Here is a 12186-nt window from a genome sequence, read left to right on the forward strand (position 1 = left end):
TTTCCACCAGCACTCAACAAAGGACGAATCATGAGTGGCGACAACAAAGAGTCTGCTCGAGCGACCGGGACGCGCGGTTTGCCGCATCGCTATCTGACGCCGCTGATCGTGTGTGGCGGCCTGTGCTTCGCGCCGCAGGCGCTGGCGATCGATGCCGCCGTCAAGGGCGTCAAGGGCGCGACGGCGACCAATGTGGTCAACTTCCTGGCCGGGATGACGCTTGAGGGCGATGCACCGGCCGAGCGCTATGAGGATGAGATCATCCGGCGCACCCAGGAAGCGCTGCAGGCCTTCGGTTACTACGATGCTCAGATCACGCTCAGCTATCCCGAGAAGGGGCTGTTGGGCGGCGATGATGTGGTCGTGACGGTGGATGCCGGTGAGCCGGTCACCATCGAGACGCTGGAGCTGCGGCTCGAAGGCGACGCCGCGCGCGACAAGGTCATGAAGAAGGTACTGGCCGACGCCGACCTCGAGGAAGGCGATGTGCTGCGTCACTCTCGCTATGACAGCCTCAAGTCGACTCTTACGTCGCTCAGCCTCGAGCGCGGCTATTTCGACACCTCCTTCTCCCAGCAGCGCATCGAGGTACGCCCCTGGCTGCACTCGGCACGCATCTATCTGGTCATGCAGAGCGGTCAGCGCTACCGCTTCGGCGATATCACCTACCTCAACAGTCAGATAGAGCTGGATCGCGTCAAGGCCATGCAGCCGTTCGAGACTGGCGATTATTACGAAGCCGGCAAGTTGACCCAGTTCAACCAGCGGCTGAGTGAGGCCGGCTGGTTCCGCTCGGCCGCGATCAAGCCACAGCTCAACCCGGGCGCCGAACTCAAGACCACCAGCCCCGACAGCGAGATCAAGACACCTTATGCCGAGGGACAGGGCTATGAGGGCTCATGGCTTGCCGATGTCGAGAGGACTGAAATCGAGACAGGGGATGAGAGCCGCCGCGCTGACGCGGCGTCCCCCTCGGACTCGACGGCGCCCGTCGCGCAGGCCACCGTGAATGCTGATGACGCTGGCTCCGCTGTGGCTGGCGCTACCGAAGCCGCCGGCAACGACACGCCGGTGCTGACGGGCGATGCGCTGGAAGCCGCGGTCAAGACGGCCAACGGCCCCATCATCCCCGTGGACATCAGCCTGATTCCCGCTGACCGTCACAAGTTTGAGACCGGTATCGGCTACGCGACGGATGTCGGGCCACGCCTGCAGTTCAGCTGGGAGATGCCGTGGGTCAATCGCTATGGCCATAGCCTGACCAACAGCCTGTTCCTGTCCTCGCCGGAACAGACCTTCGAGGGCGAATACCGCATGCCGCTCGAAGACCCGCTCAAGGATAGCTATGTCCTCGAGTACGGGATGTCGAACACCGACGATGAAGATACCGAGAGTCTCGAGACCACCGTGCGCTTCACCCGCGAGTGGAAGTTCGACAATGGCTGGACCCAGCGCGTGTTCTTCGGTTCCACCTATGAGGACTACACCCAGGCGGACGAATCCGGAGCCGTGCTGCTGCTGTATCCCGGCGTGAGCTGGAACCGTACCCGCACCCGTCCCAAGACCTTCCCGATGTGGGGCGACCGCCAACAGCTGACCTTCGAATACGGCGATCAGATGTGGGGCTCGGACGTGACCTTCCTGCGCTCCCAGTTCAACACCAACTGGATACGCTCCATCGGTGACAACCATCGTTTCGTGGCGCGCATGGGCGTCGGCCACGTCGATACCGACAACTTTGATGACATGCCGCCCTCGATGCGCTTCTTCACCGGGGGCGATAACAGTGTGCGTGGCTATTCCTACGAGACACTCGCCCCGGAAGATGATGACGGCGATCTGGAGGGCGGTAGCTCGTTGCTCACCAGCAGCCTGGAATACGATTACCGTCTGACCGGCGACTGGTGGGGTGCGACCTTCTACGACGCCGGTAACGCCTTCAATGGCTGGGACGCACTCGAGCTCAAGACGGCGGCCGGCATGGGGATTCGCTGGATCTCGCCGGTAGGGCCGATTCGTCTCGATATCGCCCATCCCTTCGATGACGATGACAACGATTACCGTATTCACTTCTCGATCGGGCCGGAATTCTGAGCGGCTCGCGTCTCTAACACGAGTGTCGTGCGGATCAAGCGCCAGCAAAGGACCATCAGCTGAGCGGGTGAGCTGATAAAAAAGATATGGAGATGTTGGAATTGTCTAATCCCTATGTACGTCGGGGCGGCCTGGTCATCCGGTTGCTGATATGGCTGCTCGTGTTCCTGATCGGGCTGACGATGCTGCTGGTCGGGGGCGTGCTGTCCCCGTGGGGCACCGGGCTGGTGCTCGATCAGGCGCGCTCGCGTGGCTTCATCGATTACTCGCAGGCCTCCGGCTCACCGCTGGAAGCGCTGTCACTCAAGGACGTCTCGCTGGACCTGCCGGGGCTGGCCGTCAATGCCGACTCCCTGTCGCTGGCCTGGGGCGAGGACTGTCTGCTCAAGGGCAAGCTGTGTCTCGAGTCGCTGGAGTCCAGTGGTCTCGCGATCACCCTGAGCGATAGCGGTGCCAGCGCTGAGCCGGAAGCGGAGAGCGGTGAGAGCCTCAACGCGCCCATCGTGGTGCCGATTCCCATCGAGGTGCGCAAGGTCGCCATTGATGACTTCGTCCTGGCGCTGGCGGATGGCAGTCGCGTCACCTTCGATCACTTCCATACCTCGGCTGCGCTGTCAGTGAGTACGCTGACCCTGGGCGAGACACGCCTGATCACCAGTCGTTTCATTCCGGCCGATGCCGCCGCGGCTCAAGCGACGTCAGACACTGCCAGCCTCGAGGGAGTGAGCATCACGCCTGAGGCTCAGCAAGCGGCAAGTGCAGTGGTCAACACTCAGGTCGTGGCGTCTCAAGCCGAGAGCGTCGCCAAGGCCATTTCGAATAAGGCCATCACGGATGAGACCGTCACTGATGACGCCGCAGGAGTGTCTGGCAAGACTGCCGCTGAAACCTCGGATCAGACAGCACAGGCCGGGCGCATCGCCTTGCCGGAAGTCTATATTCCGCTGACCATCGAGGTTCCCGATCTCGCCATCGAAGACTTTGCGCTCGAGGGGCCAAGCCCGTATGAGGTCAGCCGTCTATCGCTGGCGCTCAAGGCGGAAGGGCATGACATCACGCTCTCGCGTCTCGAGGTCGATTCCCGTGATGTGAACGCCGATCTCGTGGCGCAGGTCACCTTGAAGGACGAGTATCCCCTGAGCGCCACGCTCAATGCCGAGACCCTGATTGATCCCGTGCGTAATGAAAAGCTGCGCCTGTCTCTGGAAGGCTCGCTGGCGGATCTTGAAGCCTCTCTCAAGGCTGACGGCCCACTTGCCGCAGAGCTTGTGGCCAGCGCGGATGTACTGGACAGCGATCTGCCCTTCGAGGCGCGCCTGAGCTCCGAGCGGATCACCTGGCCCTTTGCCGCCGTCACTGATGCCTCTGATGCCACCTCCGCTGATGCGCAGAAAGGCGCTCAGACAGCGACGCAAGCCAAGGATGGCAACAACACGTCTGCCTCCGCTGCCGCCTTTACGCCTGACTATAGCGTCGAGAATCTGGCGCTGGTCGCCAAGGGCTCACTGTCGGGGTATACGACCACGCTGGATGCCATCATCGAGGGGCGTGACATTCCGCGCGCCACCTTGTCACTGGCAGGCGACGGTGATCTCGCGCATTACCGCTGGCAGCCGCTCAAGATCGCCCTTAAGCGTGGCTCTGCCACTACCCGTGGCGAGATTCACTGGCAGGAAGGTATTCAGGTCGCCGCCGAGCTGGCCCTCGACAAGCTCCATCCCGAAGACTTGCTGCCGGCCCCGACCGGAGGAGGACAGAAAGCCGTGCGTGGTGAGCTGAGCGGCAATCTCGTGGCCAGCTTCCATCAGCCGCAGCAAGGACCGTGGGCCGTCGATGTCAGCAAGCTGGATATCCATGGCACCTTGCTCGAGCGTCCGCTCACGCTGACCGGCAAGCTTTCAGGCAATGCCGACATGCAGTGGGACGTCAACGCGCTGGAGCTGCGTCAGGGCCAGAACCGTCTGAGCGCCAATGGCAAGATTGCCAAGACCATCACCCTGGCGGCCAACATCGATTTTCCGGCGCTATCGACCCTGATGCCGGATATCGCGGGTGAGCTCAAGGGCAAGATCGATGCCTTGGGCACGCTCGACAAGCCTCAGCTGGCGAGCAACTTCACCGCACGGCGCCTGCAGATCGGTGAGAACCGTATCTCCGACATGGCGCTGTCGGCCGGGGTCGATGCCCGCAAGCGGGGGATTGAAGACCCGGCACTGGATATCGCCCTGAATGCCGATGATGTCAGAGCTGGCGGACAGCAGATCGCGACGGTCGCGCTGACGCTGGGAGGCTTCCTGAGCGATCACACCCTGCAGTTCGATACCGAGATGGCCGGTGAGATGCCGCTTTCTCGCCTGGGACTGACCCTCAAGGGTGGGCTCGACAAGGCGCGTGAGCATTATCGTGGTGCGCTGTCTCCGCTGACGGCGAATACCGATTTTGGGGACTTCAACTTCGACACGCCGGCGAGCTTCGATGCCAATCTCGCTAAGGGCAGCGTGCTGGTGCAGCCGTTCTGTCTGAGTCGCGAACAGGGCGGCCAGATCTGTGTCGCCGAGCCCTTGAGCGCGGGTAACGACGGTCAGGCCGTGGTGACTCTCGAGGGGATTCCGCTGGACATGGCCCAGAGCGCCATGCCTGAGAGCTGGACCATCGGCGGTGCCACGGGCGGCAAGATCACGGCAAGCTGGCAGCAGGGTGCCCAACGCTGGAATGCTGACGCGGAGCTGGCGGGCAAGTTGACGCTGGCCGGGGAAGACGCCGACGGCAATGCCTGGTCTCTGCCGGAGACCACCCTGCAACTGGCGCTGGAAGCCACACCCGACAAGGCCGATCTCGATACCCAGATTCGCCTCGACAGCGCTGGCGGCATCGGTCTCACCGTGTCGGTCCTCGACCCGGCGGGCGCAGGTCAGCTGGATGGCTCGCTGGCCATCCGCGACATCGACCTCTCGCCGTATCGTCCGCTGGTGGCGGGCATGACCCAGCTGGAAGGCAAACTGGCGGGTGACGTCGAGGTCGGCGGCAACCTGAGCCTGCCGTCGTTGACCGGCCCGATCGCGCTGACCGGCGTCAAGGTGCAGGGCGAAGGCCTGCCGGTGTCGCTGTCGGATGCCCAGTTCACCGTCGACTTCGATGGCAACAGTGCCGATATCGATGGCTATCTGGTGGGCAATGATGCGCGCTGGGGCATCGATGGCGAGGCGGCGTGGCCGACGCTTGAGGACTGGACGGCGTCATTGAACCTCGACGGCGCGAAGAATCCGCTCGAGCTGCATATCGCCGGGATCGGCCGCATGCGCGTCGCGCCGGATCTCGAGATCAATGCCAGCCCCACGCTGCTCAAGCTGCGGGGTGACGTCAAGGTGCCGTGGACACGCATCGAAGTGGACCAGGTGCCGCCGTCTGCCGTGTCACCCTCCAGTGACACCATCATCATCGAGCGTCCCAGTGATGAGGACACCTCCAACCCGGCCGAGCTTGCCGATGGCAGCGATACCGCCAAGGCGCTCAATGAGGCCGGCATGGCGCTGGATGTGCGTATCGGCATCCATATCGGGCCGGATGCACGCCTGGAGGCGATGGGGCTCAAGACCAAGCTCAGAGGCGACCTCGATGTGCGCCAGTCCAAGGGCGGCGTGCAGGTCTTCGGTGAGGTCAATCTGGTCGACGGGACCTACAAGAGCTTCGGGCAGGACCTGCAGATCAGCAAGGGGCAGGTGTTGCTGGCCGGACCGCCTTCTAGCCCGCGTCTGAATATCGAGGCGATCCGTGATCCTGACAACACCGAGGACGACGTGACCGCAGGGGTGCGTGTGACCGGTCTTGCCTCGTCACCCAGCGTCGAGATCTTCTCGGACCCGTCGATGGATGAATCCTCGGCACTGAGTTATCTGCTGCGCGGTGAGGGCCTGGACAGCGACACCAGCAGTGACAGTGCGGTCACGTCCGCCTTGATCGGCATGTCGCTGGCGCAAAGTGGTCAGGTGGTCGGCCAGATCGGGGAAACCTTCGGTGTGCGCGACCTGAGTCTGGACAGCTCCGGCAGCGGCGATGACAGCCAGGTGGTGGTCAGCGGCTATATCGCTCCGGACCTGAAGCTCAGTTACGGCGTCGGGCTGTTCTCGCCGATCGCGGAGCTGACACTGCGCTACAAGCTGTTCCGCAACCTGTATGCCGAAGCGGTATCCGGCACGGCGCAGGCCGTGGATCTGCTCTACAGCTTCTCGCTGGGTCGCAGCGAGCTGGCGCCCAGAGTCGGCAAGGACAGATGACACGTCAGGCCAATTGATTGCCACAGATTCAGCCCCCATCGACAGGTTCGGTGGGGGCTGTCTCGTTTTGGAGGGGGCGTTTCAGAGGTGCTCGTTTCGCTTATGCTTGAGAGCTCAAGCGCACGCGCGTCAGCACAAGACGCTGACGGTCACGCAGTGCAGCAACGCTTGATCTTCTTGCCGCTGCCACAGGGACACAGGCTGTTGCGCCCCGGCGTCAATGTCTGCCACTCGGCATCACCGTCGACATAACGCCAGTGATGGCCATCGTGATGAAAGCGGCTAAGTTCCTGCAATTGCTGGAACTTTCCCTGCTCGAAGAAGGTGGCATGAAAGCGTACCATGCCGGTATCGGCGTCTTGTCCGCTGTCCAGAATCTCCAATGCCAGCCACTGTGGGCCAGCACCTTCGAGATCGGCGCGTGCCGGGCAATGGGCCGGGTCCCAGCTGTCGATCAGAAAGTCGGCGAGCGACAGGCAGAAGGCACTGTAGCGCGCGCGCATCAATTGCTCGGGGCGTTCGGCGCGGGTGATGTCAGCATGAATCGGCTGACAGCAATCGGCGTAGCGTCGCGCCTGGGCGCTGTTGGGCTGGCAGGGGCAGATCTTGGGGGGCAGAGATGACATCATTGAACCTATACACGATTGCACGACGCGACACAGGAGAGAGTCCGCCATGTGGATAACGGAAGATAAGCAGACCATTCCTTCAGCGCAGGACAGCTTGCCAGGGCGCAGTGAAGCGGTTCGCATCAGCGGCGTTCATCACGTCAATGGCCGCTCGATTGTACCGCCGTTCGACAGTGAGTGTGAGGAGATCGTGCTGGGGCTGGGCTGCTTCTGGGGAGCCGAGCGCCTCTTCTGGCAGCTGCCGGGCGTCAAGGTGACGGCGGTCGGTTATGCCGGCGGCCATACGCCGAATCCAAGCTATGAAGAGACCTGCACCGGCAAGACAGGCCACACCGAAGTCGTGCGTGTGATCTTCGACCCGACGGTGATCGGCCTGCCGGAGATCCTGCGGGCCAGCTTCGAGGCCCATGACCCGACCCAGGGCATGCGTCAGGGCAATGACATCGGCAACCAGTACCGCAGCGCGATCTATTACACCCGCGATGACCAGCGCGCCATCGTCGAGAAAAGCATGGCCGACTACCAGCAGGCGCTGGACCAGTCCGGTCTCGGCCGCATCACCACCGAGGTCGCACCGCTGCGCGAGTTCTACTACGCCGAGGAATATCACCAGCAGTATCTGGCCAAGAATCCGGGCGGCTACTGCGGCCTGAAAGGCACGGGAATCAGCTGCCCCATCGGCTGACAGCCTCGACAGTCATGACAGGCAGGGCATGCCGTCATGAGATTGTTGGTGACAGATTACCGCTGAGAGACACGAAAGCCTCATGATCGCCGCGAAGTTCACGGCCACCATGAGGCTTTGTTCTTTCAGAAACAGCTTTCGGTCAGAAACAGCTTTTGTCAGAAAACGCTGTCGGTCATGAGCAGCGATGCACAGTGTCAGCGGTAGCGCTGTCGATCCTGCTCGGCTTCTGCAAAGCGATCGATCCACTGCACCAGGGCGCCATCGCCGGTGACGTTGCACGCGGTGCCGAAGCTGTCCTGCGCCAGATAGAGCGCCATCATCAGGCCGACGGCGGCGGCATCGAAGCCCAGCAGGCTCTGCAATACGCCCACCGAGGTCATCGCGGCCCCGCCGGGCGAGCCGGGCGCGGCAATGATAGTCACGCCCAGCGCGGCGATGAACGGCAGCAGGGTGGTGAGCTCGGGCGTTGCCAGTGAGGGAGTGACCAGCATCACGCCAATGGCGCACACGGTCAGCGTGATGGCACTGCCGCACATGTGGATGGTGGCCAGCAACGGCACCGCAAAGCTCGCCACGGACGGCGAGATGTGATTGAGGTGCATCTGGCGCACGGTGACCGGAATCGTGGCCGCGGAAGACATGGTACCGGCCGCGGTGAAGTAGGCGGGCAGCATGTGGGCCAGCGCCTTCATGGGCGAGCGGCCGGTGCTGGTGCCGCTGGTGACGTAGAGCAAGCTCAGCCACAGCCAGTGCAGGGTCAGCGCCAGCAGCAGGATCATGCCGAAGCTCTTGAGGGTATTGGCCACCGTGCCGGCGATCGTCATCTCGCAGAACAGGCCGGCGATATAGAACGGCAGGGCAGGAATCAACGCCTTGGCGATGAAGCGCTCGACGATGTCGCGGCCGCCGTCGGCCAGCTGACGCATGCCGTCATGCTCGGTGGCGGAAATGCCGATGCCGAACAGGAAGGCCGTCACCAGGGCGGTGCTGATATCGGTCAGCGGCGGAATATCCAGCGTGAAGTAGGGGCTCAAGTGCTTGATGGCATGACTGACCGGCAGCTGGTCCTGTTGCACGATATGCGGCACGACTTCCAGCCCGACGATGCCCGCCAACAGTCCTGCCAGCGTCGTCGAGGCATAGGCCAGCACGATGGTCAGGGTCAGCAGACGGCCCGAGGAGCGCTCGAGACGCGCGATCCCGCTCATGATGAAGAACAGGATGATCAGCGGAATGGCGTATTCCAGCAGCTCACCGAACAGTACCTTGAAGGTCAGCAGGGCGCGGATCAGGGATTCGGGAGCCCATTGTCCCAGCAGTATGCCAGCCACGATGCCGAGCACCAGGCGAAAAATCAGGTTCATTATCAGGCCAGTAGAGTCTTGAACGTAGGATGGGCGCGCAGTCTACCATTCTCCCTGAATCGTGACAGTGATCCGTGTCATCCTACACACCCTCATCCTGTATACCGTTATCATTTTTGTTGCTCAAGATTTAACCATCCTGAAAAGCATACGGTCGTAGACAGGGTTAAGACCTTCCCACCGGATCTGAGGGTGGGAAGGCGAGCAAGGGTGGAAGAAGCCAAAAGAGGCATGGAAAGCCAAGGACAAGAAAGCCAAGGACAAGAAAGCCAGGGAGGGGAAAGCGTGTTGGCGTCTGAATGGCGGGCAATGCCGCCAGTTCGATGCACGACAGTTCAATGCAGCCGGTTCAATGCAGGCAGCTCAGTGCGCTTCGCTCTGCACCTCGGCCTGCGCTTGTGGCTTGGGCAGTCCGCTCCAGGCATCCAGTTGCTGACTGACACGGCGAGCCAGCCAGGAGCTCAGTCGCCCACGGCGCCATTCGACGAAGCCGACATGCCCACCGCGCTCACTGAGCTCGATACGCACGGCCTCGGAAGGTTGGTGGAAGCGTGCGAACAGATCGCGTGGCATGAAGGGGTCATCCAGCGATTGCAGTATCAGCGTCGGCAGTTCGATCTCGCTCAGCAGACGGCCCGCCGAGGAGCGCGTGTAGTAATCACTCGCCGAGGTGAAACCATGCAGGGGTGCGGTGACTTCATTGTCATAGGCCCAGAAACTGTTCAGCTGGGTCAGCTGATGCGCTCCGATCGAGATGGGTAGCGGGCCATTGGCAAGCTTCGCTGCCACCTTGGCCTTCAAGCCCTTGAGCAGATGGCGCTGGTAGAGGCGCGAGAAACCCTGATTGAGCACGTCCGCGCTGGCTGCCAAGTCCAGCGGGGCGCTGATGGCGATCGCGCCGGCCAGGTCCAGACCATCACCGCCTTGCTCAGCCACCAGCTTGAGCAGCATGTTGGCGCCCAGCGATACGCCACAGGCGACCTTGATGGCGTGCGGATAGCGTCGCCCCAGCTCGCCGAGCACCCAATAGGCGTCAGCGGTATCTCCGCTGTGATAGGCGCGTGGCAGGCGGTTGGGGGATTGCCCACAGCCACGGAAATGCATCATCACCGGTCGCCAGCCCATCCGGGCGGCTGCATTGAGCAGCTCACGGGCGTAGGGCGAGCTCAAGTCACCCTCAAGGCCATGAAACAGCACGAACAGGGGCGCATCGTCGCTCAGGGCCGTCGTACGCTCACGCTTTTCATGACCGTCGCTGATGACCCAGGCGAGCTCGACGAAGTCACCATCGGGAAGATTGAGAATCTCGGTGCGTCGACTCAGGGGCGCGCGGGGCAGAAATCGCGGCAACAAGGTCTGGACATGGCGATTGCGCAGGCCAAGGGCAGGGCGAAACTCTGACGTGAAGATGGAGTGCGGCATGTGAGGTAGCTCCAGTGGCAGGCCAGGGCGATGACGTTGGTGGTCGGGTGATGGACATGCCCTTGATGGCGGTGGCCTGCAGCAAGATCTGACAGGAATTTCTGCACGGATATCGTTGGCATCATTTCACTTGGCGACGCCAATCGCTAGTCGCAGTGCAGCATACGCATCGATGCCAACGGCGATAGCTCGGCCCTGGATCACAGTGTTGGCCTGGCGCTCGAATACTCAGCCTCACGACACGCGACAAAAAACCGCCATCGGCACAGGGCCCATGGCGGCGTGAGGCAGGCGTGTGACGGCAAGCGTCACAGCGAGAGACCCGGACAGTGTTGTGACAGACCTGATTACAGGCCCGTCGCCGGGCTGCGTGTCAGATTGAAGGCACCGTCTGCGGTGATGACCAGATTGTCCTCGATACGCACACCGCCATGCGGTGCCAGCGCCTCGACCAGCTTCCAGTCGATATGCTCACCACGTGCATCGTTGCGCAGCGGCTCCAGCAGCATGGGGATGATGTAGCAGCCCGGTTCGATGGTGATGGCCATGCCGGTCTCGAGCACACGCGTCAGGCGCAGCATCGGGTGACCTTGCGGCGGATGACGGATGTCGCCGGTGGTGTGATCAGGAATGCGACCCGCCACATCATGGACCTGCAATCCCAGCAGGTGCCCGAGGCCATGCGGGCAGAAGGCTGCCGTGATGCCTTGTGCGACCTGTTCCTCGGCGGGCAGGGACACCACGCCCAGTTCCCGCAGCAGCTCACCCAGCTCACGATGCATCTCGAGGTGCAGGTCGACGTAGTCCACCCCGGGCGCGAGTCTTGCGATCAGGCGCTTCTGCAGCGCCTCCACGCCCTCGACCAGCGCGCGATAGAGCGGCAGCGCATCATCGCCCGCCCAGCTGCGCGTGATGTCAGAGGCATAGCCGTGCACGCTGGCGCCGGCATCCACCAGCAGGCTGTGACGGGCGGCGGGAGCCTGCAAGCCATAATGCTGGTAATGCAGGACCGCGGCATGCGCGTTGAGACCAACGATGTTGCCGTAGGGCACATCCGATTCCCGTTGCCGAGAAGCGCCGAGATAGGCCAGCTGGATATCGAGCTCCGCGCCGCCCTCCATGAAAGTGCGCCGGGCAGCCAGATGGCCACGCGCGGCGCGCAGGCTGGCTTCTTCAAGACAGGCGATCTCGAATTCGCTCTTGCAGACGCGCCCCTCGTCGAGCTGGCGCACCAGGCCGACCGGGTTGGGCAGTGCCTCAAGTTCGCTGACCACCTGCGGCTGAAGCTCTGCGATCTCGCCCAGCAGCGCCACGCGGCCCTCGGGACGCTCTGGCAGTGTCGGCTTGCGCAGATGGACGATCTCGAACTGCTCGGCCCAGGGCGCAGTGTCCGGCGTCGGCAGGCTGGGTGACAGATGCCAGAAATCATCGGGGGCATAGAGGTAGAGCGTCGGGCGCTCGCCCGGACGAATCACCAGCCAGCTATCGCTGAGGCCCGCCATCGGCACCCAGTGCAGGAAATGGGCATGCGACTTGAAGCTGGCATCCTGGTCATCGGCGAAATGCCGCTTCGGCTTGCCACTGTGCAGCACGATGGCGTCCAGATCATGCTGCTGCATGGCAACTTCGTAGCCGGATTGCAGCGCCGCCAGATGCGCGCGGTGTGCCGCGGCGTGGGTGAGTGTCGGGTCGTTGAGCTGGCTGTCAGACATCAT

General features: G+C 62.7%; 7 protein-coding genes. 3 read left to right on the forward strand and 4 right to left on the reverse strand.

Annotated elements, in window-relative coordinates:
• Positions 1-30 precede the first annotated feature (30 nt).
• Positions 31-2094: an autotransporter assembly complex protein TamA gene (gene tamA, locus CLAM6_RS08660; RefSeq protein ID WP_172978665.1), complete on the forward strand. Its 2064-nt coding sequence runs from the start codon at positions 31-33 to the stop codon at positions 2092-2094.
• Positions 2095-2186: 92 nt separating this feature from the next.
• On the forward strand, positions 2187-6368 hold the full coding sequence (gene tamB / locus CLAM6_RS08665) for an autotransporter assembly complex protein TamB (RefSeq protein ID WP_172978666.1): 4182 nt from the start codon (positions 2187-2189) through the stop codon (positions 6366-6368).
• 149 nt (positions 6369-6517) lie between these two features.
• On the opposite strand, the gene CLAM6_RS08670 is transcribed toward tamB, so the two are convergent.
• A complete protein-coding gene (locus CLAM6_RS08670) occupies positions 6518-6994 on the reverse strand; it encodes a YchJ family protein (protein WP_153635760.1) in 477 nt (158 codons plus the stop codon).
• Between the two features lie 49 nt (positions 6995-7043).
• Between CLAM6_RS08670 and msrA the strand changes: the two genes are divergently transcribed.
• Positions 7044-7682 carry a peptide-methionine (S)-S-oxide reductase MsrA gene (gene msrA, locus CLAM6_RS08675; RefSeq protein ID WP_153635761.1) on the forward strand — a complete coding sequence of 213 codons (639 nt, stop codon included), beginning with the start codon at positions 7044-7046 and terminating at the stop codon, positions 7680-7682.
• Positions 7683-7879: 197 nt separating this feature from the next.
• Here the strand turns inward: msrA and CLAM6_RS08680 are convergent, their stop codons facing one another.
• The 3 genes from CLAM6_RS08680 to pepQ all read right to left on the reverse strand — a co-directional run bounded on the left by CLAM6_RS08680 (position 7880) and on the right by pepQ (position 12183).
• A complete protein-coding gene (locus CLAM6_RS08680) occupies positions 7880-9049 on the reverse strand; it encodes a dicarboxylate/amino acid:cation symporter (protein ID WP_131432039.1) in 1170 nt (389 codons plus the stop codon).
• 363 nt (positions 9050-9412) lie between these two features.
• Complete coding sequence (locus tag CLAM6_RS08685) at positions 9413-10471, reverse strand: hydrolase (protein WP_043334253.1); 1059 nt, start codon at positions 10469-10471, stop codon at positions 9413-9415.
• Between the two features lie 347 nt (positions 10472-10818).
• On the reverse strand, positions 10819-12183 hold the full coding sequence (gene pepQ / locus CLAM6_RS08690; protein WP_153635762.1) for a Xaa-Pro dipeptidase: 1365 nt from the start codon (positions 12181-12183) through the stop codon (positions 10819-10821).
• Positions 12184-12186: the final 3 nt, after the last annotated feature.

Source organism: Cobetia sp. AM6, assembly GCF_009617955.1.
GTDB classification, from domain to species: Bacteria; Pseudomonadota; Gammaproteobacteria; order Pseudomonadales; family Halomonadaceae; genus Cobetia; species Cobetia amphilecti.

Excerpts from the sequence above, each read along its gene's own strand:
- tamB (WP_172978666.1), top strand. The coding sequence starts at position 2,187 with ATGTTGGAATTGTCTAATCCCTATGTACGTCGGGGCGGCCTGGTCATC.
- pepQ (WP_153635762.1), bottom strand. The coding sequence starts at position 12,183 with ATGTCTGACAGCCAGCTCAACGACCCGACACTCACCCACGCCGCGGCA.
- tamA (WP_172978665.1), top strand. The coding sequence starts at position 31 with ATGAGTGGCGACAACAAAGAGTCTGCTCGAGCGACCGGGACGCGCGGT.
- CLAM6_RS08685 (WP_043334253.1), bottom strand. The coding sequence starts at position 10,471 with ATGCCGCACTCCATCTTCACGTCAGAGTTTCGCCCTGCCCTTGGCCTG.
- CLAM6_RS08680 (WP_131432039.1), bottom strand. The coding sequence starts at position 9,049 with ATGAACCTGATTTTTCGCCTGGTGCTCGGCATCGTGGCTGGCATACTG.
- msrA (WP_153635761.1), top strand. The coding sequence starts at position 7,044 with ATGTGGATAACGGAAGATAAGCAGACCATTCCTTCAGCGCAGGACAGC.
- CLAM6_RS08670 (WP_153635760.1), bottom strand. The coding sequence starts at position 6,994 with ATGTCATCTCTGCCCCCCAAGATCTGCCCCTGCCAGCCCAACAGCGCC.